The following is a 26,833-nucleotide window of genomic DNA, read 5'->3' on the forward strand; positions in this document are numbered from 1 at the left end:
TCGGATACAAATCCGATCATTTCCGGTCTGGCTCCAAGCCCGCCAAGGCGGCCAACTACGCCCAGAGTTGGAGAATTCCCTCCCTGAATGCGGCCGTTTTTCCCGGCAATGACGATTTTAATAAAATCCGTAGAGCCCTTATCGCCTTCTACGGTTGAGACCGTGATCTCCGCTTGACCCAGCTGCTCCAGGTAAGCTTTGACTTCTGCCCCACTGGCAGACGGGCTATCCAAAAGTTCATATACTTCATAGACTTGCTTCATCATGCTGCAGATCCCCTTATGCTTCTTTTTGTGTTGTTTTCAGATATTTAAGCGCCGTCAAAGCGTATACCTTCGCAGATTGAATGATCTGCCATACCGGAGCCTTTTCATTAAAATTATGAATGGTCCGCAGTTCGGCAGGCCCGTATTGCAATACCGGGATGTTGTATTTGCGGAACGCACGTGCATCGCTGGTTGCCCATTGCAGTACACCATAGGCCTCTTTGCCACTGACCTCAGCGATAGATTCTACGAGCTCATGCACAATCGGTTCGGTGGGCGGCGTCCAGTTGGCATTGCCATAAAATCCGAATTGTTTGGGTTCAGCATCAATACCTACACTTGCAAGCAATTCCTTCGCTTTTGCCAGTACATCCCGGTAATCTACGCCAAATGGAACACGGGAGTCCACTTGTACTGTGCAACGGTCGGCAACCACATTGACTTTGGTGCCCCCCTGAATCGTACCAATGTTCACTGTTACATGATCAAACGCTTGTCCATAGCTCGGGTTTTCCCGTTCGCTTGCATAACGTTTGGAGATTTCAATAATTTCTTGGACTTCCTCCGGAATATCCGGCTTGATGTCCCACAGTTGCTGCAGAGCTTCAATCCCTCTGGCCGCCTTCAAAATAGCACTTTCACCTGCGATCGGCTGCAAACTGCCGTGACCTGGCGTACCCTCAACGGTAAATTCAAACCAGCAGCTTCCTTTTTGCCCGATGGTCGGGTTTTGCGGGCCCGAAGGCTCTGCGATCACAGCAGCCGTTCCTTCAATCAGTTTTCTTTCCAGCACCCAAGGTACACCAAGATGTCCCCCGGTTTCTTCGTCTGGAACTACAAGCAGCGACAATGCCCCTTCGAGCGGTACGCCAAGCTTGGAAAACAGCGCAACGGTAAATATCAGTCCAGCCAGTCCGGCTTTCATATCCGAAGCGCCGCGGCCAAGCAGATAGCCGTCACGAATTTCGCCGCAGAACGGATCAAAATCCCAGCGGGTAAGATCCCCTGCTGGCACAACGTCGGTATGCCCACAGAAAATCAGCTTTTTTCCATCCGTTGTTGCAGTGCCATAATCGGAAATGAGATTCCACATATTCGGCCCGGATTCATGTACAGTTGTTTCAATCCCCGCTTCTTTAAGGTAGTCCATAATAAACTGGCTGATTTCACGTGAATCGCCTGGAGGATTTTCCGAAGGAAACTGAATCAACCGCGAGCAAAGCTCAAGCAGCTCATCCTGCCGTTTATCTATTTCATCAAGAACTAGCGTCTTCCAGTCTGTCATTTTATTCCATCTCCTTCACTTTTTTATTCCATGTAGTGTAGTCATCTACAGCTCCCACCCCGAAATAGCAGTCTACTTCAGATGTAAAATGATAGCCTTCGGCTGTAGTCAACCGAAGGCATCCAGGTAAGATGAGCAACCTACTCTTTTTTCAATGAATAGAATCGAATAACTTCATCCGGGTAGTACACATATCCTGTGATGTTCTTGCTCATGCCGACAACCCGATTGTATTCATACAGGTACGCCCAAGGGGAATCTTGATTGATAAGCTCTTGCGCTTTGCCATACAGCTCTTTTCGTTTATTTCCATCCTGCTCTTTGCCTGCTTGCTCCCACAGCTTATCCACTTCCGGATTGGCGTAATGCACATAGTTCGAGGAACCGCCGCTGTACATCAGGAAGCCAAGATGGTAGCCTGGGTCATTGACGAAGGAGGTCCATTTGGAGATGTATGATGTCAGGTTGCCTTCTCTTTGTTGTTCAAGAAATTGTGCACGAGCAACGTTGACAACGTTCATCTTTACACCGATTTTGGCAAGTTCAGCTTGAATCAACACGGCATCATCCGCCCAGTCCTGGAAGCCGGAGCCCAGGGTCAAATCAAAGCTAAAGCCATTCGGGTAGCCTGCTTCAGCTAGCAATTGTTTTGCTTTGTTCAGATCATGCTTATAGCTGTAGCCTGCATCAGTGTAGCCCGGCGTGTTGCTCGCTACGGAACTCTTCATTTGCTTCGCTTGACCGTACATGACATCATTGATTAATTGGTCATAAGGAATAGCATAAGAGATTGCCTGACGAACTTTTGGGTTATTAAAAGGCTTTATTTTGTTGTTCATGGCAAAATACAAAATCCGGTTACTTGCGTTGGATTGAACCTTCAACTCGGAATTGCTTTCCAGCTTCGCTACGTCCTTGGCAGGAATTTCAATGGCCATGTCGACATCGCCTTTATCCAGCAGGAGTACACGATTGGAGGCTTCCTTGGTAAACTTCATCGTGACTTTGCTCAGACTTGGCGCACCTTGCCAGTAGCTGGAATTGGCATTAAAGACGGCTTCTGTCGCCGGGTCCCATTTTTCAAGCTTGAACGGACCAGAGCCTGCTGCATTTGTTTTCAAAAAGTCGCCATCGCCCTTTTCTTTGACAAGCACGTCATCCACGATAGAGAAGTTGTACAAGGACAGAATTTGCAGGAACATATGATTAGGCTGGGACAAGGTAATGACAACGGTGTGCTCATCCGGTGCAGTAGCGGTTTTGATAGAGCTCATGCCGTAAAGAAAGCTGCCGGAATCGGAATTTTTGAGCCGCTCAAAGGAATACAACACCGAGTTGGCGGTCAGCGGGTTGCCGCTATGGAATTTAACGTCTTTACGCAGATGCATTGTATAGATCATGTTATCAGCGGAAACGTCCCATTTCTCAGCCAGCATGGGCTTGATTGTCTCCGTATCTGCGACTTCGCCGCTGTCCGTAGACTTCTTGCCGTAGGTGACAAGCTGGTCATAGAGCGCAAGCACAAGTGTATCGGATGTAAGATCACTTGCTTCAGCAGGGTCCATGGTCGACCCTCCCTCCGAGTAGGCAAGCGTAATCGCCTTGGGCGGGGCTGAAGCTTCTGCGCCTTTCTCACCGGATAAAGCGGATGGGCTATTGGCATTGCTTGCGCAGCCTGCCGTCCAAAGCAACGTAGACAAGACGACAATTAGAGAAAGACTTTTTTTCAACATGGCTTACGTTCTCCCCTTTGATGATCTATTATTTTATTTGCTAGAGCGCAGTCTAGGATCAAGAACATCCCGCAAACCGTCTCCAAGCAAATTGAAGCCCAAAATAGCTGTCGCAATTCCAAGACCCGGGAAGGTTACAATCCACCACTCACCGGAAATGATATACGCCCGCCCTTCTGAAATCATCGCTCCCCACTCAGCAATCGGGGGTTTGACACCAAGTCCCAGGAAGCTAAGACTGGCAGAGGTCAGAATGGCGAAGCCCATTCCAAGGGTTGCACTCACAAGCAGCGGAGCAAGTGCATTCGGCAGAATGTGTCGAAACAAGATCGTTCCGTTCGTTACACCGATCGCCCGGCTGGCCTCCACAAACTCCTTCTCCCGCAGAGAGATGGTTTGTCCGTGAATCAGTCTGGCGAATTCGGGGATACCCACAATACCCACAGCGATGAGTGCACTCATCAGTCCTGGTCCCATGGCTGCGGCAATTGCCATGGCGAGCACCAGCGAAGGGAAAGCAAGCAGGATATCCATACAGCGCATAATAAGACTGCCCATTCGACCGCCATAGAACCCGGCGACTGCTCCAAGCGGTACGCCGATAATGAACGAGATCGACACGGCGATCATCCCTGTCCAAATACTGATTCTCGCCCCGTAAATCACACGGCTGAGAATGTCACGTCCGTAATTATCAGTTCCAAACCAATGCTCCGCACTTGGCGGCAACAGCTTGTTCGCCGGGTCGGTTACATAAGGATCATGTGGAACGATCCATGATGAGAGGATGGCGACGAGCGTCCATCCCACAATAAAGATAAAGCCGATTAAAGCGAGCTTGTTGCCAAACAACAAACGCCAAAAGGTCTTTCTTTTCGGTATAGCGGCTGTGTTGGGCTGAGGCACAGCCGCTTTTGCCGCCAAATCACTTGCAGTGCTCATCCGAGTACCTCCCCTACTTTTCGTGCTTCATGTCATCATTCGTACCGGATACGTGGGTCAATTAATCCGTAAATCAGATCAACTCCGAGGTTGATAAAGCTGTAAATCAGCGCACTTACCAGGGTAAAGGCTTGTATCGGTGCATAATCAGCCGCCAAAATGGAATCCGTCACATAGCTGCCCACCCCTGGCCAGGTAAAGATCGTTTCGGTAATAACCGCCCCACCAATCAGGTACCCAACCTGCAAACCAAGTACGGTAAGCGTTGGAATAAAAGCATTAATGAGGGCGTGCTTGTAAATGACAATCCCCTCACGCAAGCCCTTGGCTCTGGCTGTACGGACAAAATCCTGGCCGATAACCTCCAGCATGCTGGAACGCATCATCCGTGCCACAATCGCCATGGTGCCGGTGCTGAGACAGATTGCAGGCAGAAGCAGATGGGACAGGCTGCTTTTTAGAGCTACAAAATCTCCCGTCATCAAGCTATCGAGCACATAAAACCCTGTAATGTGCGTGGGAGGATTGATGTCTCCACTAATCCGGCCCATTGGCGCTGGAGCTATCCCCCATTTGGCATAAAAAATATAAATGAACAACAGTCCGATCCAGAAGATAGGCATGCATGCACCGATTAAGGAAAACACACGTGAAATGTGGTCAACAATCGATTCTTTGCGGGTCGCCGCCAGAATGCCAATCGGGATCGCCACCAGGACGGCAATGATCAAACTCGCCAATGCCAGCTCGATGGTTGCCGGAAACCGGGTAGCAAAGTCACTTGCCACCGATTGCCCGGTGTGGTAAGCCTGGCCCAGATCACCGTGGAACAATCCAACTACATAATGAAAGAATTGAATGTACTTGGGCTGATCCAGCCCCATGCTGCTGCGAATATTTTCAATCGTCTCAGGTGTAGCCTGTTCCCCCGCAAGCATCACGGCAGGATCACCCGGAAGCACTCTCGAGATCATGAATGTGATGACGACAATACCAAGCAGTGCCGGAATCATTTGAATCAATCTACGTAGTGTGTAAACGGCCACAGCCTGTCCCCCTTTGCTCTTAATCCCTTTCTTCCTGTCACGTTTCTTCTCACTAGTTGTTATTTTGAATAATTGTACTAAGGAGGAGAGCTAGGTTCCACGTCCTGAACAGCTAAAAATAGTGGCGATTTTTGTCGTTTGCGCACTAAAGCAACTCATCATGTTATTTAAATGTTATGTATTAATGAAAAAAATCAAAAAACATGACAACATTACAGTAAAGCAGTATAGCATTTTCATATGATTGTATATAAAATGCACAAAGACCCTCATCCAACAGGACAAAGGGCCTTTATCAAATATGAAATAGTCAAACTCTTATATACTTAATTCTCTCCTCATTCCACTTCCTGTTGATTTTCCTGATACTTCTTATAGCTTATTGTCCCTTTTCCTTTTCTTACCCCCAACATCATGATAGCCATAGCAGCTACCAAAACCGCTATAAGCACAAAGGGAATATATTTGTCTACCCGATACAGGGTGGTCGTCAAAATAGGAGCAATGATCGCGGAAATTCCCTGTACCGCTGCTACCAGACCTGCGGCTCCCCCTTGCTGTTCCTTACTGACCGAAAGAGAGGCACCGGCCATAAATCCGGGCATCAGCAAGCCTGTACCTATACCAAACATAAAGAACGCTGCATAGTAAACGGCCAAGCTGGTTGAAATCAGAAATAATCCCATGCCAGTAATCAGGAACAGAGAACCAAGCAAAATCATCGGCTTCGGCTGCCATTTAAGCCATTTCATCTGGATAATCTGCACAATCAGCATCGCTGCCCCGGAAAACATGAGCCCAAAAGAAACTACTCTTGCCGTTTCTTCGGATGTAAGACCCAATTGATCTTGAAAATAAAAACCACCTATAACCTGAATAGTCACAATGCTAATCATCGTAACCAAGCCTGCAAGCAAATATATTCTTAGGCCAGGCTGGAAAGGGTTAATCCGAGCTAGTTTTTGCTGAATAACGGGTTTGGCAGCCGGAATCGCCAGCAGAGACACCACGAATGCAACAGCGGCAATGACAATTCCAAAATATAAGGGCCATAGCAGCCCTATTAAAGTAAAGGCACCTGCAATCGCGGGGCCAAATACCAGCCCAAGCCCATTAGCTGCACTAATAATAGCCATACCACTCCCGCGCTCTTCTCCCTCCGTTACGTCCCCCATATAGGCTTGAGACGATGACAGCACCGCCGGGATAAAGCCTCCTATCAAGCCGCGTGTAACAATCAGCAGAACTAAAAGCAGTCCACCATTGAGCCATCCATGTAATCCACCAAAAAGAGTAAGCGTAAACAGCAAGCAGCTTACACACATCCCTATGAAACCAAGCAGGATCACAGGCTTGCGTCCCTTTGCATCACTCAGATTTCCCCATACTGGAGCTATTAAGGCCATCGTTATGGAACCAAGCGATATAATTAATCCGGAATGGCTTTCTCTTAAACCCAACTCACGAATAAGGGGTGGCATAATCGGAGCAATGAGCATTAGCCCTAGCATGGCCACAAATACACTGAAAAAGATACTCCCTTTGATTCTATTCATCCTCATGCACTCCTCTGCATTCAATATCTCTTTATGCAGAAGTATAAGGGGCATATCACAAGCCCACTACCTGTACACGGATGAATCTGCGGTTAAACGGATTTTAATTTTAAAATACTTTCTTTATTGCCGACGGCTTCACTCCGTATTCACGGAAAAATTGCTCCGAAAATGCACTCACATTGCTATATCCTACAGCCATCGCAGCTTCTGTCACATTGCTTTCTTGACTTCGTAGCAGCTTCATCGCGTAATCCAGACGAATCTGGCGCAAATATTCAAATACAGTAGTCCCAAAGCACGCTTTGAATCCTTTTTTTAATTTAAAGTCGTTAAGGCCAACTTTTCTGGATAATGCGATTAGTGAGGGAGGATCAATCATGCTGGATTCAAGGATTTGCCGGACCAGGTGCAGCTTTCTGACATCTTCTTTGGACAACCCTTCAGGTATGGGGGTTAAATCAAATAATTGAATCATATACCTGTTGAATATCTCTAATGCCGCTGCCTCCATTAATAAAGGGGATCTATGCACACTTTTCAGATCTTTTATCAAATGCTCAATCATCACTTTGCTTCTGTGATCCAGTTCAAAACTAAAATGATGAAAAGCAGCTCCCTTAATAATTTGATTAAATTCAATGGCTGCCTGCTGACGAGCCATCAGCTGCGAGGCCGCATAATTAAACAATGAGACAGGGATGCCAAGTGCAAATGATGTGTATGGCTCACGAACCGGGGGATGAAAATGCGCTTTAAAATCCTGCAAAAAAATAAGTGCCCCCCGTCCGATCGGAAGTATATAATCCACACTGCCTACATGGACATGGCGTTGACCGGAAAGCGCGAATTGAAGCTCAATCATTTGCCCGCTGGAGGCAAACTGGATCGGATACGGCTCGTAATATTGAATGTGCGAATACACAATTTCAATTCCGCTGTATGTTGTATACCGGTTAATCTGTCCATGACCCGCTTCCGGTAAAATCATATAGGTATGTTCATTCTGTTGCTTAAACGGAGTTTTTTCCAAATAGCGCTGGTAGATTAATGATAATGAATTTGATATCACAAGCATTCACCTCAAATGTATTCATTCAATCCAATCCCACAAATGAGAATCATTATCAATAATCATAGCTGAATATGCACGATTTGACCAGACTTATTGGAGTAATTCGAAACCGTTGATTTTCCTTAATCTGCTCATATACAAAAGCCGTTCCCTTCCGTTCGGACTATTTAGTAAGCGTCACTTAAAAGTTACCTATTGAGCCACTGCGCAGTCGGATGGTGCTTCCCATCGCCACCGCCCCCGGATTTCTGGAATAAATTCTTTTATCGGTAGAAATCCGGGGACAAAAGCGACCGCTTCGCTTGTACAGCACCATTCCGCCTACTCCGTTTTCCAGATACTTTTCTGCATTCAATAGATTGCTTGCTCTAATAACAAATAAACACCCAGTTACTGATGTTCTCCTCCACCTTTTACACATGCTACTTTGAAAATGAACATACAATAAAGACCATTAATGACTATAGGCAACAAAAAAGCTCCTGAATGTTCAGGAGCCCAAAAGATTGAAAACAAAGGATATATAAGAAACCTTAATAACTTAAATATTCACCATTGGAAGCAATCACTTTTTGATAAAAATAGAATGAATCTTTCCGGTATCGATTCATTGTACCCTTACCGAATTCGTCCAAATCTACGTAGATAAAACCGTACCGTTTGGACATTTCCGACGACCCGCAGGAAACGATGTCAAACGGCCCCCACCACGTATAACCGATGAGATCCACGCCATCTTGAATTGCCTCTTTCAAGCGCGTACCGATTTGGGGTCGGCACGCGCTGGCTGTATATATTTTTTTAATCCAACTGCTCTCCATTTGTTTCTATCACGTTCTTATACCAATAAAAGCTCTTCTTTCTGGATCTGGCAAGTGTACCGTTGCCTTCATTATCCTTATCGACATAAATGAAGCCATAACGCTTTTTCATTTCCCCGGTTCCTGCGCTTACCAGATCAATACATCCCCACGGAGTATATCCTATTAATTCCACTCCATCAGCAATGGCCTCTTTCATCTGCTCAATGTGTTGCTTCAGATAATCAATGCGATAATCATCGTTAATGGAGCCGTCTTCTTCCACTGTATCCACGGCGCCAAGACCATTTTCAACAACCATTAACGGGATTTCATATCGGTTATAAATGTTATTGAGAGACCATCTTAATCCCTGTGGATCAATCTGCCAATCCCAGGCGCTTGCTTTCAAATGTGGATTCTTTAAGCCCATGGATAAATTTCCTCCCACCTTCTCCTGGTTGGGATCGGCACTGACACAAGTAGACGAATAATAACTGAAAGTATAGAAATCTACACGACCTTCTTTTAAGATGTTCTCATCCTCTTCTTGCATGTTGATCTGAATGTTATGATCTCTAAAATAACGCTTGGCAAATCCCGGATAAGCTCCTCTGACTTGAACATCTGAGCATAGGAAATTACTCATGTTATCCTTTTGCTGGGCCAACAGCACATCATCAGGGTGACATGTAAGCGGATAGGAACACATATAAGCAATCATACAGCCGATTTTAAAGTCCTTGTTGATTTCATGCCCCAGCTTTACTGCCTTGGCACTAGCAATAAATTGATGATGCAAAGCTTGATACAGGACCTGCTCATCCTTTACTGTAGCATGGGCAAGCTCTCCATTCCCCTCCGGCATCATAGCTCCAGCCATGAACGCGCCAAAGGACAAGGTTAAAATATTGATTTCATTAAAGGTTAACCAGTATTTCACGACATCTTTGTATCTGTTAAAAAGCACTTCACAATATCTCACATAAAAATCTACGACTCTGCGATCTGACCAGCCATTATATTTTTGGGTTAAATGAAACGGTGCTTCATAATGGGAGATCGTAACCAAAGGCTCAATATTGTACTTTTTCAATTCTGCAAATACACGATCATAGAACTGAAGGCCTTGCTCATTCGGCTCCGCATCATCTCCGTTAGGAAATATTCTTGACCACGCAATGGACATTCTAAAAACCTTGAATCCCATTTCCGCAAATAAGCGGATATCCTCTTGATAGCGGTGGAAAAAGTCAATCGCCTCGTGACTCGGATAGTTCACTCCTTCTTCCAGTACAGGTGTAATTCTTCGTGAGGTTGTATGGGTTCCGGCTGTTATCACATCAGCGGTGCTTAATCCTTTACCTTCTTCATTATACCCACCTTCAAATTGGTTGGCAGCCGTTGCCCCTCCCCATAAAAATCCTTGCGGAAATTCCATAGGCGTTGTATTTTTCATGATTTAATTCCTCCTCAGTTTTTTGTTGCCCAGGCTCCCTCCGGCTTCGTACAAAAGCCCGTTGGAAGCCTAAGCACATGATCAGAAAGCCCTTTCCATATATTAGGATCAGACCACGACGGTCAACAGGTCCTCTTGATACTCAATCGACTTTTTCTCGGTTTCAATGACATCCAGATAATTCGCCGTATTGGCAACGATAACAGGTGTGGTCAAAACATAACCTGCCTCTTTAATAGCCTCCATATCAAACTCCATGAGCAGCTGTCCTTTTTTAACAGCATCCCCCTGTTTTACTTTAGGATAAAAATGTTGGCCTTTTAATTTGACCGTATCCTTGCCTACATGGATAAGGACCTCAACACCGTGATCACTTGTAATTCCGATCGCATGGCCTGACGAAAATAATGAGGTTAATACGCCATCTACTGGTGCAACAACCTTGCCTTCGGAAGGCTCAATGGCAACTCCTTTACCAAGAGCACCTGTCGAGAAGGCTTCGTCGGTTACTTCAGATAAAGGCTTCACTTCACCCTTTAACGGGCTAATAACCGTCTCTTGTTTTACTAAAACTTCTCCTTTAGCTGCCCCTGTTGTGCTAACTTCCTGTTTAGCCTCTTTCACTTCATCATCTTTAAATCCGCTAAAGAACATAAGCAAGAAGCCTAACACAAAGCTTACCAGGATACCAATAACTGCTCCATAAAATCCGGTGTCTATTCCTGCCGGACTGATATAGCTTGGAATAGCGAAAATACCCAAGCCACCAAGGATATACCCTTTGGTTCCCATCGCCCCTATAATACCGCCACCAACTGCAGCCGCTATACAGCTTAAAATAAACGGTTTCTTACGCGGTAATGTAATCCCGTAAATCGCGGGCTCTGTAACACCAAAAATCCCCGAGATGATAGCTGGAATAGAAAGTGATCTCAGCTTTACATTTTTGGTTTTAAACAAAATCGCCAGCACTACGCCTGTCTGAGCAAAGGAAGCTCCAAGCGTCGCAGCAAGGATCGTATCGAATTTGAGCACTGCCAGATTGTTAAGTGCGATAGGGACAACTCCCCAATGTAATCCGAAGATAACAAATACTTGCCAGAAAGCACCCATGAGAATACCTTCAATAATCGGACTTAAGTTATACACAAAGAGAGTTCCTGCCCCCAGCAATTGACCTGCCCATGTCGAGAGAGGTCCAATCACAATCAGTGCTAATGGTACAATAACTAACAAGGTGAAAAATGGAACCAAAAATGTTCTTACTACACTAGGAATTACCCTTTTAAAGAAATTTTCTATTTTTGAGCCTACATAGGTGGATATGATAATCGGAAGAACGGTTGACGCATAGCTCATCAGAATTACTGGAATACCTAAGAAGGTGATATATACTGGTGACTCAAATATAGTACCGCTAAATAAAGTGTATAGCGGTTTGCCCGTTGCTGTTATCGCGCTAAATGTTGGATAAACAAGCGATGCCCCGATGGCCATGCCTATAAAAATATTGGCATTGAACTTTTTAGCCGACGTGTATCCCAGGAAAATAGGGAAAAAGTAAAATAAGCAATCTCCTAAAGCATTGAGAATTTGATAAGTACCTGATGTGTTGGTGAGCCAGCCCAAAGCTACAAATAAGGCAGTAAATCCCTTAATCATACCTGTGGCACTCAGAACACCAAGCGTTGGTGTAAATACCCCTGAAATGGTATCGATAAATTTATTAAACAAGCTCACCTTTTCATCAGATACTTCTTCCGAAGAACCTGCCTGGAAACCGCCTATAGCGGCCACATCTGCATACACCTCAGGTACATGGTTGCCTATAACAACCTGGTATTGTCCACCGCTTTTTACTACCGTGACAACCCCATCCATATTTTTCAAAACCTCTGTATTGGCTTTACTTTCATCTTTTAGTTTGAAACGCAAACGTGTAATACAATGAGTTAGACTATTCACATTTTCTTTGCCGCCGACATTTTGGATGATGTCTTTTGCTAATGTCTCATACTTCATCGTAAGTTCCCCTTTAGCTGTATTGGTATTTATAAAAAGGCGAAACCAAACAGATCGAATTCGATCTAGGTTGGTTTCGCCTGCATTACCAGTAACAATCCAAGTGTTATTTAATTTTGTCTTTGGGTCAGCCGCTGAATATGAATCGTGATATACAGCTTTTCCTCATCCGACAATACCGTATTCAAGTATTTCTCGATCTTCAGCATGCAGCCGTGGGCCTTTTTATACTTTGCTTTCACTTGTCTCCACAGAAAATCGTCTTCCAGTTCTGTTTTTTCTTTTTTATTTAATCGCTGAAAGAAGAATCTTAAATGTGTAACAAATCGCTCATAACCGATCGAGTGTTCATCCAGGGTAGTGTTATAAGAGTATTTAATAATATTCAAGATATCCTGTATTTTTTGAGTTTGCTGTGCAACATCTGCTACCTTATTGTAGGAGCTGTTTACTTGAGCATTGATCAAATGAAGAGCTATATTACCTGCTTCATCTTCTGACAATCGTTTGCCCGTCTCATCTTCAATAAAGTCCAGTGCTTTTAATCCAACCCCGAATTCTTTGGGATAAAATTTTTTGATTTCCCAAATTAACGGATTTGTATTTTTAAGCCCTTCATCAAACATTTTAAATGCATTGTTCATGTGATCCGTAAGCGACACATATATATAATCGCTCAATTGTGCTTCTAATATACTTTTTCCATATTCAATGATGTCATAACATAACGAAACATATTCTGTAGGAACATCCTCTAACAATAATTTAAATTTCTCTGAAGCATCTTTTTGTTTAAGCACGAACACCTTTTCGATTAAATGCTCTTCTACTTGCTCTCCTGCACTCTTTTTGAATGCAATACCGCGGCCCATAACAACAAATTCATCCCTTTTTGAATCTTTGGCTATTATGGCGTTATTATTAAATATCTTCGTTATGATCATCTTACTGCCCCCTTATCCCACAATCATTAAAAAAAGGATTTAGATGCTGGGCGAAATTTCAGATAGGTCACAAGACGGTAATAGCCGATCAAACCTTCGTCGTAAACCAAAATGGAAAGGTGACGATTTACAACTCCATGTTATGAAAACGCATTCATACCAAGAGACAAAAGCCTTACGTTTTCCATGAATGATCTTGAGTGCTCCCAAACCGATCTGATATTCCGGTATTGAAAAAATGGATATTAGTCGGTTAACCACGTCCTGCATCATTTCTCAGCTGTCGCTTCGTTGGTCGACGTCATCATCTTTGTTGCTTAGCACTTGTAAGGCTCAACATCACTCACCTTTCTGCGTTATGGCTGGGCCAAATATTCATATCGTGCAGGATATCGCAAAGCTTAGTATTCTATAAGAAAAGGCAAAACCCAACACATGGAAATATGAATTCCATGCCTCGGGTTTTGCCTTTTCAGTAACAATCCCAAGATCATAATAACACTTAATTTAAGCTTTGCCAACAAAAATGTTTGCGCTTTCTTTTCTGGGACGATCACAACTAAAACGGCACATTTTTTCTGGTATAAAATGTTAGCCGCCAATGTAGGACATGTTAATCTTTTTTCTATTTTTTGCTGTCTGTTCAGTACGTTCATCGGAATACCGGTCTGTGCGTTGTTCCCACACTGAAGTAATCACATCAAGTAGTTCCTGGTCATTCGCTCCATTACGAAGCATCTGGCGTAGATCGAATCCACCTGAAGCAAACAAGCACGTATAAAACTTGCCATCGCACGATAAGCGGGCACGTGTGCAGGACGAACAAAACGATTCAGAAACCGAAGTAATAAAGCCAAGCTGTGCATCGCTGTCTTTATAACGATAACGCTTTGCTACTTCTCCAAAATAATCCTGATCCACCGGCTCCAACTCGTACATATTCTTAAGTCGTTCAAATATTTCCTTTTTTGTCAGTACCCTTTTAAAGCTCCATCCGTTGTCATTCCCTACATCCATAAACTCGATAAAGCGAAGGGTTATTCCCTGCTCCTTAAAATAAGCAGCCATCGGCAAAATCTCCGAGTCATTCACGCCTTTTTGGACTACCATATTGATCTTGATTTCAAAGCCGATTTCTCTTGCATATTTGATCTGCTTCAAAATAACATCAGGCTTAATCCCCCGCCCATTCAACCGCCCAAACAGCTCGGGGTCCAGAGCATCCAGACTGACATTAAGCCGTCGTAGTCCCGCGTCATAGAGAGGCTTAGCCTGCTGTCCCAGCAGCACACCGTTGGTGGTCAGGCCGACATCTTCCACTCCGTCAATGGACAGGATTTGGGAGACCAGGTCGGGTAGATTCCTGCGCATTAATGGTTCGCCGCCCGTGAGGCGGATTTTTTTTACACCCAGGGATACAAAGAGCTTCGTCAGCCGATAGATCTCTTCAAACGACAGACATTCATTTTGGGGAAGAAAGGCGTAATCGTCACCGAAAATTTCTTTGGGCATGCAATAGGAGCAGCGGAAATTGCAGCGGTCCGTAACTGATATACGCAGGTCACGTATCGGCCGCTGCAACATGTCTTTCAGTGGATGAAAATTCATACGCCCCCTCCTTTCTGGTTGTTTAGCATCGTTATCATTAGCCGCCGCTGACTGGCGGAATAAAGGCTACAACGTCTCCATCCTGCACCACATCCGTGGACAACGCATACTCCTCGTTTAAGGCAATTCGTACAGAACTGATTGGCACAGCTGGATATTGATCTGTTATCCAATTGTATAAGTCGCCTACAGTTTGGCCTGCCAAATCTGCCATTTCTTCAGCTTTTCCCGTCACCTCACGGAGTCCTGCAAAATAGTACAGCTTAATCATAAATGATCTCCTTCGGCTTTTTCCTCTGATTTCCGATCCACTGCGTTCCATCTTCCCAAATCTCTTGTTTCCATATGGGGACTATTTCTTTGATTCGTTCGATCGCATATTCATTCGCCTCATACGCATCCGAGCGATGTGGTGAAGAAACAGCGATGACAACGGCAATATCACCGATTTGAAGCTCGCCAATCCGGTGTGCAATGGCCACTTTGGTCCCTATCCATTTTTCTTCGATTTCGCGACCAATTTCCGCGAGCTTTTTTTGAGCCATAGGTACATAGGCCTCATAAGCGAGGTATAAGGTTCGCACACCTTCGGTCCACTCCCGGACGTGCCCTGTAAACATGGTCACCGCTCCCGCTTCCGGCCTTAGGACATAATCCGCATAAGTCTGCGGAACAATAGGCTCAGTCACGATTTCAAAAACACTCATCTTTTCCACCTTCCAGCCACCGTGCAAACCACTCTATGATGACAAACTCTATCTAATAACTTCTGCCTCTTATATCTACATTCTTATGCTCAGCCGAACAACTGATGATATAGCTTTTGACCTTTGGCAATACTTCCAATACCGTGAATGAGAAGCCTTCCGTTTTTGAATAAAATCATTCGATGCTTAAAGGCATAAAATTCAACGAAATATGGGGTTCTTTTTACATTTTCGGCCATAAGTCTACCCATTTTCTCGGCATCATCGAGTGTAATCGGACGATTAGGGTCCGGAAGAACCTGCACAACATCCCGTCCACACAGCGCAGCATACGCCGAGCGGCGTGGTGCAGTCAGTGCAGGAAATGCAGGGTGTTCTCCACAGGTTGGACAATCCTGGTTACGGATGCGGGAAATCCCTATGTCCATCTGTGTGTTCTCCCATAGATCAAATAGATGAACCTTGCGGCGCATTTTATCACGTCTACCGGTCAGCCACTTCATGGCTTCTGCACATTGGAGAGCGGCTGTCACCTGGACTGCGGGCGAAATAATTCCAGCCGTATCGCAGGTCTGATTGATCGCCGGCAATGATGGCAGAAGGCAGCGAAAACAGGCTGACTCGCCCGGAACGAAAGGAAAAACGACGCCTGTGCTTCCAACACAGGCTCCGTAAATCCATGGAATTCCGGTCTTCAGTGCGGCATCGTTTATAAGTAGACGGGTTTCAAAATTGTCCGTAGCATCCATCAACAATGTGCTTTTGCCAGCAAGCTCTTGAACAAGCTCGGCATCCAGGTTGTCGAGATATGTGTACAAACGTACATCTTCTCGTATGGCCTTCAGCCTTTTTTCGGCAGCCATGACCTTGGGTAGCATTTCCGCAGCATCCTGTTCCGTGAACAGCTGCTGACGTTGCAGATTCGATAGCTCCACATAATCACGATCAACAAGGTGAAGCTCTCCAACGCCAGCCCTAACCAGTGCTTCGGCAATGGCGGAACCCAACGCCCCGCAACCAATAATGGTGACGACAGCTGCGGACAGATTGCGCTGTCCTTCACCGCCGATGGGTCTAAACAAGATCTGTCTTGAATAACGCTCATTCATCACAATGTCCCCCTACGTTGAAGAATGATCGTCATTCTCAATTTTTTTCTGGTGTCTTTCGGTTACTTTTGGATTTCTTTTTGTTTTTTAAAGTTGCCTTGCCCCGCCGAATCGATCGCTAAGCGTGCTTGATAATACAGCCACATGACAAGGATCAGGCTAGCCAGCGCCACTTGGGAGAGCAGCATGAATCCAATGGAGTATTGGCCAGTTGCGGCATGAATCGACGATAACAGGATCGGAGGGAAAAAGCCACCGAGGCCGCCCATCATGGATACAATACCGTTCACTATGCCTGCCTGCTTATTAAAATAGAATGGAACCAGCTTGAAAATGACACCGTTCCCGACTCCCGCACATACAGCGATAGCCAAGCAGCCTACAGTATAAAGGGTGATCCCTGGTGAAAAAGCCAAAAGAATCGCAGCGACCGTATAAACGGCAAACGTACCTACCAGCAGGAACAGAGGCTGAAACCGATCCGCCAGCCAGCCACCGACGGGGCGGAAGAATGTCGCAATCGCGATGAAGCCTGCTGTACGCATCCCTGCATCCACTTTAGTCAGTTCAAAATTCGATACCAGGAAATTCGGCAAGTACACCGTGAACGCTACAAATGAACCAAACGTAATAAAATAAAAGAGCGAGAAAAACCAAAGCTTTTCATTTTTGTAAACCCCTTTGATCTGCTCCATAATCGGTGTTTTTACTTTAGTTTCATGACGGTCCCCAAAGAAGAAATTCAAAACGATAAAAACAAGCAACAAAATAAGGTACAGCTTGACTGCAAGTGCCCATCCTACCTGCGTCGCTACAATTGGAGCGGAGAAGGTAGTTACTGCTGTTCCCAGGTTCCCCACACCATATATCCCGTTGACAAAGCCATGCTTTTCCTTCGGATAATACTTGGGCAGCGAAGTCACCCCAACCGAGAACACCGCTCCGCCAATCCCAAGGAACAATCCACCGATAATTAAATCCATCATCGTGGAAGCTTCACTGATATAGTAAACCGGAAACAAAAGTAAAATAAAGCTGACGAGGAAAACGATTCTAGCTCCGAAAATGTTGGCATAATAGCCCAATGGAATGCGCAGAATCGAACCAAGCACGACCGGAATCGCCGTGACCATGGCCAATTTTCCAGGTGGAATAGCAATATCCTCGGTAATGAACGGCATGAGGGAAGAAATGATAACCCATACACTAAATCCAAGGAGCAAGTTCATTGTTTGTAGCGGCAACTGCAACTTTCTAATCATTTAACTCACCTTTTCCAACGTTTTTTCTGTCGAATTATTGTTTTAAATTTCTGTCCCCATTGTAGCCGCTAGCTGCTCTTAACGAATATAGGGGACTCCCCTTTCCCTAACAGGGGAGTCCCTGAAAATAAAAAAAGCCGCTTCTACTAGAAACGACTTCGTTTATTCAAGAGATTTTTTTCACAAAACGTTCATTTCATTGGTTTAAAAATCCAGCATTTTTTTCTTTAATGCATATTGGACCAGCTCAGGCCGACTTCTTAAGTTCAGCTTCTCCATGATTTTGGCTTTGTTCGCTTCCACCGTCTTGACTGAGATGAACAGCTTTTCAGCAACTTCCTTGTTACCATATCCCTTTGCGACCAAAGGGAGAATCTCCAGTTCCCGCTTGGTCAGGATCTCAAACGGATCTTCTGTTTGTGATGTTGTATCTTTCTTGATGAACTCACGAACGAGAGAAGTGGCCATTTTAGGATGGATATAAGTTCCGCCCCCATGAATGGTTCGTATGGCAAGCAATAGCTCCTCATCTGGTGCATTTTTCAAAACATATCCCGAAGCGCCACTCTTCAAAATATGAAACAGATATTCTTCATCGTCATGCATGGTCAGAATCAGAATTTTAGTATCAGGATGGTCCTCCTTAATCTTGCCTGTAGCGATCAATCCACTTTCGCCTGGCGGCATGCTGAGGTCCATGATTAGAATATCCGGCTTACATTTAGCTACCATTGTGTACGCTTCAATTCCGTCTGCAGCCGTTCCAACAACCTCCATATCCGATTGGAAGTTGAGAATCATGGAAAAACCGCTTCGTACAATCGCATGGTCATCTGCTAACACAATTTTGATCAAGTCTCTATTCCTCCCCTTGTCCAATCGGAATTTGTAAAAAGACTTTGGTTCCTTGGCCAACATTCGAAAGGACACCAAAGCTTCCGCCTACCAGCTCTGCCCGCTCCTGCATACCGTATAAACCGAGCCCTGTTCCAATAGGCTTGCCCCCCTTTTCAAAGCCAATTCCATTGTCCTCTACAGTCAAACGAAGCGCATGATCATGCTCGGACAAAGAAACTTTGATCGTGTCTACCTGGGCATACTTCAAGGCATTGAGAACGGCCTCCTGACAAACACGGTAAATAACGGTTTCCTTTTCACTTCCATATCGCTTGCGGGGAAGATCGGACACAAACTCAACCACCAGACCATAGCTTTGCTCGATCCGCTTGAAGTGGGAACGGAAGGCTGCTTCAAGTCCAAAATCATCAAGGGTAGCAGGACGGAGTTCCACAGACAGGTTGCGGATATCATCCAGCAATCGCGTCATGGATGCTTCGGTCTGCTTCATGTTTTTGAGGAGCTGGTCATCATTCGTCATATATTTTAACACTCGTAATTCAACAACCGCGCTCATCAATTCCTGAGCAACACTATCATGCAGCTCCCTGGAAAGCCGCTTACGCTCGTTTTCCTGCGCTTCAATGACATGCTTCATCATTTTGTTTTGATACAATTTTTCTTGCGTCTGAAATTGCAGAGTCAAATCTCTCAGCATCAACACCCGAATTCCATTTTCAGCATCAATCGTGTGAAAAGAAGCGGCATAGGGAACCATTCCGTTTCGCTTTGTTTCCAAATAGACCTGGAAAGAAGCGAAATTTTTGGATTCGGGCACATTGAAATAACAATCAAGACAGGTGCGGGGCTCTGTGTCGCTTGTATAGCCTCTGCATGTTCCGCATAAAGCTTTTTCCTTCCCTTCATAGAGTTGAATGAGGACGTCATCACTCACAATCTCCTCAGCAGCCGGGTTCATAGCCAGGGTATCCCCTTGTCTATCAAAAAAGAAAATAGCTTCTGTACTGTTCTCAAACAATTTCAGCATTAGCGAACTCAAAGAATCGGTCCCTACAGACAATGTCAATTACATCACTTCCTTCCCGTTCAGCTCTCCAATTCCTCTCCGCGCCAAGGCTTCCAGATCGCGCATCATGGCTTCGGTCATCAGCTGTTCTTTACGAAATCCACCAAGCAGTACACCCGCGACGCGAGCATCATTCCACAGGGGTACAGCCCCGAGACTCTGGAGCCTCTCGGATTGGACGATAGGATAGTTAAACAGGTTGTCTGCACCCACAAATTGATAAACAGATGGAATGAAAATGGATTTTCCGGTTTTAAACACGACTCCTGCTATGCCCTTTCCGGATTGCAGCACAATCCGTTTAAAGCGATCATTTAAATTCCCGGCCGCATTTTTCCATTTAATTACGTATTGATATTCGGCCGGTTCAACAAGAGCAAGCGCCATGAAATCATAACCGAAATGCTCGCGAATTCGCTCAAGCTCCCTTTGATAATCCATCCTATTATTCATCACTCTCTCCTAATTACAATTAGGAAAGAAGGCAGCGCCCGCTTTCCTAATTCGATTTATGTCTTCTGTACAGAATATAACTTCTGCGCACATAATTCAATGGAACACTCCACACATGAACAAGCCGGGTGAACGGCCAGAATGCAAAAATGGCAAAGCCCATAAGTACATGAAGCTTGAAAGACAACGGTACGTCTCTCATCAGTGACGGGTCGACACGGAATATGAATAAACCGCGGAACCAGATCGAGATGGTTTCCCTATAATCAAATTCAGGCTGTACTGCGTTCGTTACAAGAGTCGCAAACATCCCCATACATACAAGGGCAAAAAGCATTATGTTTACAATCAAGTCAGAAGCTGAGCTTAAGCGGCGTACATTGCGTAAGGTTAAACGACGAAAGGTGAGAATCAACATACCGAGGAACGTTATGGCTCCAAATATGCCCCCAATATATACTGCTCCAATGTGATACAAATGATCGTTTACACCCAATGCGTGCATCCAGGTTTTTGGAATACCCAGACCGGAGATATGACCGAAAATAACCGGAATAATTCCCAGGTGGAATAAAAGACTGCCGATCATCAATTGTTTCTTTTCAATAAATTCACTTGATTTCGCTGTCCAATTGAACTGGTCTGTTCTGTAGCGAAAAATGTGGCCAACAATAAAGATGACCAAACACATGTAAGGGAAAATAACCCATAAAAACTGCTCTAGCATCATAGCGTGGCTGCCTCCTGTTCTACGCAAGCTTTAAGCGTTTCACGCAGCCCCTTGACCAGATGAAAATACGGGCTTTCCATTTTTTCCAGCGCTTTAAGCAAATGATAGGTGCCGTCTTCTAAAATTGCGACAGGCATGCGGAAGTTTTCTGTCGTCTTCGGATCTTGTGCCCATTCGGCGGCATACAAAAATTCACACATGAGTGGCAAGTAATCCGGCAGCTCTCCATCCGGCATTTCAAGACCGTACATCTCATACAAAACCTTTAACTTGACCAGCATTTGTCCTCTTTCTTTTGCATCCTCGAACTTGAAGTAAGTCATATATAGTGCGCAATTTTTTTGAAAATCAAAGGTTTCCGTATACATCTCCTGAATCTCTTCCATGCTGAATTCTTGCATAAGAGACCAGTACTTGTTAGCGTGCGTATACGCAGGATGACCCGGATCAAATGATGCCTCCAGAAAAGCTGGATGAAAATCCAGCTTTTCCGGGTACATGAGTTGTTGGGCGAAAAACCCGAATGAAGGCTTGCATTCATACAGCTTCGCTACATTAATCACGCCAAATACCCCCGTAGAAGTTTTCTTCATACATTTGCTTGCCTGTTTTTGAAGGCTCTTCCATTCCCATTGAGCTTCCCAGGCTACAGCCGCTACAGCCAGATCCACCCGATCCGCAAGATTCCATATTCCCTAAGGTGTCGCCGAAACCAGCAGCTCCCTGGGCGCGGTATGGATTGTCATAACTCTCTTTATGTGATGTTGGAATGACGAAGCGGTCCTCATATTTGGCAATGGCCAACAGTCGGTACATCTGCTCCGCCTGACGTGGTGTCATGCCAACGCGCTCAAGACGGCTTTCATCGAAAGATTGTCCTGTGGACTGGGCACGCATATAGGCGCGCATCATAGCCATCCGTTGCAGGGATTCCTTCACCGTAACCGTGTCGCCCGCTGTCAGCATATTGGCAAGATACTGAACGGGCGTACGCATTTCTTCGATAGCCGGAAAAATCATATCCGGATTCTCGATCGAGTCTTTCCCTTCAAAGTAATTCATGATCGGGCTAAGTGGCGGTACATACCAGACCATAGGTAATGTGCGATATTCCGGGTGAAGCGGGAATGCCAGCTTGTATTCAATTGCAAGCTTGTAGACTGGCGAGTTCTGAGCGGCCTCAATCCAGTCTTGCGAGATACCATCTTTTCTCGCCTGAGCAATTACCGCCGGATCACTTGGATCTAGGAACAGGTCGCATTGCGCTTTATACAGGTCCTTCTCATCCTCCATAGAAGCAGCCTCCTGCACTCGGTCTGCATCATACAGCAGAACGCCAAGGTAGCGAATTCGTCCTGTACATGTCTCGGAGCAGACGGTTGGCAACCCGGCTTCCACACGTGGGAAACAGAAGGTACATTTCTCCGCTTTGTTCGTTTGCCAGTTAAAGTACACTTTCTTGTATGGGCAGCCTGTCATGCAATATCGCCAGCCGCGGCAGGCTTCCTGATCCACGAGCACGATTCCGTCCTCGTCCCGTTTGTACATCGCGCCCGAAGGACAGGATGCGACACAGCTTGGGTTCAGACAGTGCTCGCAAAGCCGAGGGAGATACATCATGAACGACTTCTCAAAATTGAATTTGATCTCTTCTTCAATTTTCTGAATATTCGGATCAAGTGGCCCCGTTACATGGGCTCCTGCCAAATCATCCTCCCAGTTTGGACCCCAATCCAGATCCATTTTTTCGCCCGTTACTGCGGAATGCGCACGCGCTACCGGAGAATGCTTTTGCTCTTTTGCGTTGGTCAAATGCTCATAATTATAAGTCCATGGCTCATAATAATCTTTCATTTCCGGCATGTCGGGATTGTAGAAAATTTTGCCCAGCGCTATCTTGGACAGCTTGCTCCCTGACTTTAGTTCAAGCTTTCCTTTGCGAAGCTGCCAGCCGCCCTTATATTGCTCCTGGTCTTCCCAGCGCTTTGGATAGCCAATGCCGGGTTTGGTTTCCACGTTGTTGAACCACATATATTCCGCGCCTTTGCGGTTTGTCCAAGTTGTTTTGCACGTCACGCTGCATGTATGGCAGCCAATACATTTATCCAGGTTCATGACCATGGCAATTTGAGCTTTAATCTTCAAGCCAGTTAACCTCCTTCATTTTACGTACCGCTACGTACACATCACGCTGGTTCCCGATCGGACCGTAATAATTGAACCCGTAGCTTAGCTGAGCATATCCGCCAACCATCTGGGTTGGTTTGAGATGAATTCTTGTTGGAGCATTATGACTGCCCCCGCGCGTATCCGTGATTTCGGAGCCCGGCACTTGAATATGCTTGTCCTGAGCATGGTACATGAACATTGTTCCTCTTGGCATCCGGTGGCTGACAACTGCCCGTGCGGTTACGACACCGTTGCGGTTGTACACCTCCAGCCAGTCATTGTCGGCAATACCATGAGCTGCTGCATCTTCGTTATTGATCCATACCGTAGGACCTCCGCGGAACAGCGTAAGCATATGCTGGTTATCCTGGTAGGTGGAGTGAATATTCCATTTACCGTGTGGAGTCAGATAACGAAGCACAAGTGAATCCTGACCGCCCTTGATTTCCCGATCACGCGTACCGAATACCATTGGCGGCAGAGTCGGTTTATAGACTGGCAATGACTCCCCAAACTGCTGGAAAATCTCATGATCGATGTAGAAATGCTGTCTTCCTGTCAACGTGCGAAACGGAACGAGACGTTCAATATTCGTTGTAAATGGCGAGTAGCGACGTCCCTGCTTGTTTGAACCGCTGAATACCGGTGTTGGTATAACTTCACGCGGCTGTGCCGTGATGCTTTGGAACGTGATTTTTTCAGCTGCACGGTCGGCCGAGATGTCCATCAGTTTAACACCGTGATCCTTTTCCGCCTCTTCATAGGCTTTTTGCGAGACACGGCCATTAGTTGCGGACGAAAGATGAAGAATCGTATCGGCCACTTGGCGGGCTGTCTGGATTTTCGGCAAGCCGTCTTTAATGGACTCATCGTAATAGACCCCATTCAGCTTCTTCAACTCCTCATATTCCTCTGCCACCGAGAAGCTAACGCCGTGCGCACCTGTCTTCCCGGTAGCCAAATTTGGACCGAGCGAGACATATTTATCGTGAATTTTTGTATAATCGCGTTCTACAATGCTGAAATTCGGCATGGTTTTACCCGGAACTGCTTCGACCTCGCCCTTCGTCCAGTCCTTTACAAGACCCATCGGTTGCGAAATTTCGCCTATGGAGTCATGCCCGAGCGGTGCAGTCACAACGTCTTTATATATTCCTGGCAGATGCTCTTTGGCCATTTCCGAGAAGGTTTCGGATAGATGACGGTAGATATCCCAGTCCGAGCGGGATTCCCAAAGAGGATTAACCGCAGGATTAAATGGATGCACGAACGGATGCATGTCTGTCGAAGACAAATCTGTCTTCTCGTACCAGGTTGCAGCCGGGAGTACAACATCCGCGTACAATGGAGTTGTTGTCATCCGAAAATCAAGTGCAACCACCAGATCAAGCTTTCCTTCCACATCTTCCCGCCAGACGATTTCCTCAGGTTTCTGCTCTTCGTTCGGCCGGGCAAGCAGCGCGTCGGAGGCTCCGAGCAGATGCTTCATGAAATATTCCTGGCCCTTCGCCGAACTGGAAATCAGATTGGAGCGCCAAATAAAGAGTGAACGCGGGAAGTTCTCTGCTGCCCCTGGATCTTCAACCGCAAAACGGGTCTTGCGTGATTTAATCTCTTCTACAGCATGGTTAATAATGTCCGCGTTTGACTTCTTGCCTAGTTGCGCCGCTTCTTCGGCAAACAACAGGCTGTTCTTGTTAAACTGCGGGTAAGAAGGCATCCAGCCCAAACGTGCTGCCAGCACATTGTAGTCTGCCGGATGCTGATATTTGACATCCCCGCCCGTCGGTGATTTCAGCGTATCCGTGCCGCTTTCTTCATAGCGCCACTGTTCTGTTGCAAAATAGAAAAATGAAGTAGCATTTTGCAAGCGCGCTGGTCCCTGCCAGTCTTTGGCAAAGGCAATCGTTGACCAGCCTTCAATAGGACGGCACTTTTCCTGGCCTACATAATGCGCCCAGCCCCCGCCGTTTACGCCTTGAGAAGCAGTCAACATAACCAGGTTCAAAATCGATCGATAGATGGTGTCACTATTGAACCAGTGATTGATCCCCGCGCCCATAATGATCATGGAGCGCCCTTGGGTATCGATTGCGTTCTGAGCGAATTCCCGTGCAATCTGCACCACAACCGATGCCTTGACACCCGTGATTTTCTCCTGCCAAGCAGGGGTATAATGCGAAGCCGCATCGTAATAATCCTTGGCGTTATGAGGGCTGTCGTTGCGAGCGATACCATACTGACTCATCATCAGATCGTATACGGTCGCTACGAGACGTTCCGAACCATCTGCCAGGCGTACTTTTTTAGCCGGAATCACACGCTGGAACGTTCCATTACCCGAGTTATCAAAATAAGGGAATACAATCTCTTCCCATTGCTCGTCATGACCTTCCATCGTGAGCGCAGGCTCAACCCTCGTTCCATCTTCCCGTTCCAGGATCAGGTTCCATTTCTTGCCCTGCTCCCAACGCTGTCCCATCGTACCGTTCGGAACCAGCATTTCCTTCGTCGCTTCATCGTATATGACTGGTTTCCAGTCTGCATGCGGCGAAGCATCCCCCAGATCACTCGCCCGTAGAAAACGTCCACCTTTCCAGGCTCCCTCATGGGGATCAAGCAGAATCATAAATGGCATATCTGTATATTGCTTGGCATAGTTAATGAACATCGGTTCTTGGCGTTCTTTGTAGAACTCATCCAGAATGACATGCGTCATAGCCTGGGCTACGGCAGCATCTGTACCTGGATTAGGTGCGAGCCAGTTGTCAGCGAACTTTACATTCTCCGCCAAATCGGGTGCTACCGACACAACCTTAGTCCCTTTATAACGTACTTCCGTCATGAAGTGGGCATCCGGTGTCCGGGTAAGCGGCACGTTCGATCCCCACATGATCAGGTAACCCGCGTTGTACCAATCCGAGGATTCAGGTACGTCCGTTTGCTCACCCCAAATTTGAGGAGAGGCAGGCGGAAGATCGGCATACCAATCGTAAAAGCTCAACATTTCCCCACCGAGCAATGAAATGAACCGCGCTCCCGAGGCGTAGCTTATCATCGACATCGCCGGAATGGGTGTGAAGCCTGCAATCCTGTCAGGACCGTACTTACGGATGGTATAAATCAATTGCGCCGAGATCAGGCGTAGAACATCGTCCCAAGCCACACGAACATGGCCGCCTTTTCCGCGTGCCGATTTGTAGAGCTTGGCTTTCTCAGGGTCTTCCACAATACTCGCCCATGCGTCTACCGGATTGCTATGCTCCTTGATCGCATCCAGCCATAATCGCAATAGCTTGCCGCGCATATAAGGGTATTTCACACGTAACGGACTGTATTCATACCAGGAAAATGAAGCACCACGCGGGCATCCACGCGGCTCAAATTCCGGCATGTCTGGACCGCAGGAGGGGTAATCAATTTGCTGATTTTCCCAGGTGATGATGCCGTTTTTCACAAAAACCTTCCAGCTACAGGAGCCAGTACAGTTAACACCGTGCGTCGTACGAATTACTTTGTCGTGAGACCAACGCTGACGGTACACGTTTTCCCATTCTCTATTTTTTTCCTCAAGGATTGACCAGTTTCCGGAATAACTCTCGATCGGCTTAAAGAAGTTGAGACTGTATTTTTTTTTCATCGATGATCAACGCTCCTTAGATTCATTCGCTTACTCTCATTATGTAATTCATTCATCTCTGTTCCCATTAGGGAATGTCCTATAGCGGTATAGAAAATCCCTC

At 46.0% G+C, this 26,833-nt stretch carries 23 protein-coding genes and 1 pseudogene; all 24 read right to left on the reverse strand.

The window, feature by feature from the left end; translation table 11 throughout:
- A partial coding sequence (locus tag WG8_RS28665; RefSeq protein WP_007431424.1) for a DUF1177 family protein occupies positions 1–266 on the reverse strand: 266 nt, incomplete at its 3' end.
- Positions 267–279: 13 nt separating this feature from the next.
- On the reverse strand, positions 280–1,551 hold the full coding sequence (locus WG8_RS16835; RefSeq protein ID WP_007431425.1) for a M20 family metallopeptidase: 1,272 nt from the start codon (positions 1,549–1,551) through the stop codon (positions 280–282).
- 140 nt (positions 1,552–1,691) lie between these two features.
- Entirely contained in the window at positions 1,692–3,284 is a 1,593-nt protein-coding gene (locus tag WG8_RS16840; protein WP_007431426.1) for an ABC transporter substrate-binding protein, read from the reverse strand.
- A gap of 33 nt (positions 3,285–3,317) precedes the next feature.
- Positions 3,318–4,226 (reverse strand): ABC transporter permease, encoded by a 909-nt coding sequence (locus WG8_RS16845; RefSeq protein ID WP_007431427.1) that lies wholly within the window; start codon positions 4,224–4,226, stop codon positions 3,318–3,320.
- A gap of 35 nt (positions 4,227–4,261) precedes the next feature.
- Positions 4,262–5,272, reverse strand: a complete 1,011-nt coding sequence (locus WG8_RS16850; RefSeq protein ID WP_007431428.1) for an ABC transporter permease — start codon at positions 5,270–5,272, stop codon at positions 4,262–4,264.
- 338 nt (positions 5,273–5,610) lie between these two features.
- Positions 5,611–6,828, reverse strand: coding sequence for an MFS transporter (locus tag WG8_RS16855; protein ID WP_007431429.1), 1,218 nt, complete (start codon positions 6,826–6,828; stop codon positions 5,611–5,613).
- Positions 6,829–6,937: 109 nt separating this feature from the next.
- The gene (locus WG8_RS16860) at positions 6,938–7,900 is read right to left on the reverse strand and encodes a helix-turn-helix domain-containing protein (RefSeq protein WP_043891140.1); all 963 of its coding nucleotides are present in this window, start codon (positions 7,898–7,900) and stop codon (positions 6,938–6,940) included.
- 184 nt (positions 7,901–8,084) lie between these two features.
- Positions 8,085–8,258, reverse strand: coding sequence for a hypothetical protein (locus WG8_RS27165; RefSeq protein WP_007431431.1), 174 nt, complete (start codon positions 8,256–8,258; stop codon positions 8,085–8,087).
- A gap of 178 nt (positions 8,259–8,436) precedes the next feature.
- Positions 8,437–8,661 (reverse strand): annotated as a pseudogene (locus WG8_RS16865) (family 1 glycosylhydrolase); the annotation flags it as partial.
- Positions 8,662–8,704: 43 nt separating this feature from the next.
- Complete coding sequence (locus WG8_RS16870) at positions 8,705–10,162, reverse strand: glycoside hydrolase family 1 protein (protein WP_007431433.1); 1,458 nt, start codon at positions 10,160–10,162, stop codon at positions 8,705–8,707.
- 108 nt (positions 10,163–10,270) lie between these two features.
- Positions 10,271–12,184, reverse strand: a complete 1,914-nt coding sequence (locus tag WG8_RS16875; protein WP_007431434.1) for a beta-glucoside-specific PTS transporter subunit IIABC — start codon at positions 12,182–12,184, stop codon at positions 10,271–10,273.
- A 110-nt stretch (positions 12,185–12,294) separates the two neighbouring features.
- Complete coding sequence (gene licT / locus WG8_RS16880) at positions 12,295–13,128, reverse strand: BglG family transcription antiterminator LicT (protein WP_007431435.1); 834 nt, start codon at positions 13,126–13,128, stop codon at positions 12,295–12,297.
- Between the two features lie 591 nt (positions 13,129–13,719).
- Positions 13,720–14,736, reverse strand: a complete 1,017-nt coding sequence (moaA, locus tag WG8_RS16885; RefSeq protein ID WP_007431436.1) for a GTP 3',8-cyclase MoaA — start codon at positions 14,734–14,736, stop codon at positions 13,720–13,722.
- 37 nt (positions 14,737–14,773) lie between these two features.
- Entirely contained in the window at positions 14,774–15,007 is a 234-nt protein-coding gene (moaD, locus tag WG8_RS16890) for a molybdopterin converting factor subunit 1 (RefSeq protein WP_007431437.1), read from the reverse strand.
- A complete protein-coding gene (locus tag WG8_RS16895; protein ID WP_007431438.1) occupies positions 15,000–15,443 on the reverse strand; it encodes a molybdenum cofactor biosynthesis protein MoaE in 444 nt (147 codons plus the stop codon). Before WG8_RS16895 ends, moaD begins: the two co-directional genes overlap by 8 nt.
- An 89-nt stretch (positions 15,444–15,532) precedes the next feature.
- Entirely contained in the window at positions 15,533–16,552 is a 1,020-nt protein-coding gene (locus WG8_RS16900) for a ThiF family adenylyltransferase (protein WP_007431439.1), read from the reverse strand.
- Positions 16,553–16,614: 62 nt separating this feature from the next.
- Entirely contained in the window at positions 16,615–17,814 is a 1,200-nt protein-coding gene (locus WG8_RS16905) for a nitrate/nitrite transporter (RefSeq protein WP_007431440.1), read from the reverse strand.
- A 204-nt stretch (positions 17,815–18,018) separates the two neighbouring features.
- The gene (locus WG8_RS16910; RefSeq protein ID WP_039774269.1) at positions 18,019–18,666 is read right to left on the reverse strand and encodes a response regulator transcription factor; all 648 of its coding nucleotides are present in this window, start codon (positions 18,664–18,666) and stop codon (positions 18,019–18,021) included.
- A gap of 7 nt (positions 18,667–18,673) precedes the next feature.
- Positions 18,674–19,738, reverse strand: a complete 1,065-nt coding sequence (locus WG8_RS16915; RefSeq protein ID WP_007431442.1) for a sensor histidine kinase — start codon at positions 19,736–19,738, stop codon at positions 18,674–18,676.
- A complete protein-coding gene (locus tag WG8_RS16920; RefSeq protein ID WP_043891141.1) occupies positions 19,739–20,191 on the reverse strand; it encodes a GAF domain-containing protein in 453 nt (150 codons plus the stop codon).
- Positions 20,192–20,237: 46 nt separating this feature from the next.
- A complete protein-coding gene (narI, locus tag WG8_RS16925) occupies positions 20,238–20,921 on the reverse strand; it encodes a respiratory nitrate reductase subunit gamma (protein ID WP_007431444.1) in 684 nt (227 codons plus the stop codon).
- Positions 20,918–21,484: a nitrate reductase molybdenum cofactor assembly chaperone gene (narJ, locus tag WG8_RS16930; RefSeq protein ID WP_007431445.1), complete on the reverse strand. Its 567-nt coding sequence runs from the start codon at positions 21,482–21,484 to the stop codon at positions 20,918–20,920. Before narJ ends, narI begins: the two co-directional genes overlap by 4 nt.
- Complete coding sequence (gene narH / locus WG8_RS16935) at positions 21,477–23,066, reverse strand: nitrate reductase subunit beta (RefSeq protein ID WP_007431446.1); 1,590 nt, start codon at positions 23,064–23,066, stop codon at positions 21,477–21,479. Before narH ends, narJ begins: the two co-directional genes overlap by 8 nt.
- Positions 23,056–26,730, reverse strand: a complete 3,675-nt coding sequence (locus WG8_RS16940; protein WP_007431447.1) for a nitrate reductase subunit alpha — start codon at positions 26,728–26,730, stop codon at positions 23,056–23,058. Before WG8_RS16940 ends, narH begins: the two co-directional genes overlap by 11 nt.
- Positions 26,731–26,833: the final 103 nt, after the last annotated feature.

The sequence above is a fragment of the Paenibacillus sp. Aloe-11 genome (assembly GCF_000245715.1).
GTDB classification, from domain to species: domain Bacteria; phylum Bacillota; class Bacilli; order Paenibacillales; family Paenibacillaceae; genus Paenibacillus; species Paenibacillus kribbensis.

Bases quoted from the DNA above. Each gene is read 5' to 3' on its own strand.
- WG8_RS16835 (WP_007431425.1), bottom strand. From the start codon at position 1,551: ATGACAGACTGGAAGACGCTAGTTCTTGATGAAATAGATAAACGGCAG.
- WG8_RS16840 (WP_007431426.1), bottom strand. From the start codon at position 3,284: ATGTTGAAAAAAAGTCTTTCTCTAATTGTCGTCTTGTCTACGTTGCTT.
- WG8_RS16845 (WP_007431427.1), bottom strand. From the start codon at position 4,226: ATGAGCACTGCAAGTGATTTGGCGGCAAAAGCGGCTGTGCCTCAGCCC.
- WG8_RS16855 (WP_007431429.1), bottom strand. From the start codon at position 6,828: ATGAATAGAATCAAAGGGAGTATCTTTTTCAGTGTATTTGTGGCCATG.
- WG8_RS16870 (WP_007431433.1), bottom strand. From the start codon at position 10,162: ATGAAAAATACAACGCCTATGGAATTTCCGCAAGGATTTTTATGGGGA.
- WG8_RS16875 (WP_007431434.1), bottom strand. From the start codon at position 12,184: ATGAAGTATGAGACATTAGCAAAAGACATCATCCAAAATGTCGGCGGC.
- licT (WP_007431435.1), bottom strand. From the start codon at position 13,128: ATGATCATAACGAAGATATTTAATAATAACGCCATAATAGCCAAAGAT.
- moaA (WP_007431436.1), bottom strand. From the start codon at position 14,736: ATGAATTTTCATCCACTGAAAGACATGTTGCAGCGGCCGATACGTGAC.
- moaD (WP_007431437.1), bottom strand. From the start codon at position 15,007: ATGATTAAGCTGTACTATTTTGCAGGACTCCGTGAGGTGACGGGAAAA.
- WG8_RS16895 (WP_007431438.1), bottom strand. From the start codon at position 15,443: ATGAGTGTTTTTGAAATCGTGACTGAGCCTATTGTTCCGCAGACTTAT.
- WG8_RS16900 (WP_007431439.1), bottom strand. From the start codon at position 16,552: ATGAATGAGCGTTATTCAAGACAGATCTTGTTTAGACCCATCGGCGGT.
- WG8_RS16905 (WP_007431440.1), bottom strand. From the start codon at position 17,814: ATGATTAGAAAGTTGCAGTTGCCGCTACAAACAATGAACTTGCTCCTT.
- WG8_RS16920 (WP_043891141.1), bottom strand. From the start codon at position 20,191: ATGAATAATAGGATGGATTATCAAAGGGAGCTTGAGCGAATTCGCGAG.
- narI (WP_007431444.1), bottom strand. From the start codon at position 20,921: ATGATGCTAGAGCAGTTTTTATGGGTTATTTTCCCTTACATGTGTTTG.
- WG8_RS16940 (WP_007431447.1), bottom strand. From the start codon at position 26,730: ATGAAAAAAAAATACAGTCTCAACTTCTTTAAGCCGATCGAGAGTTAT.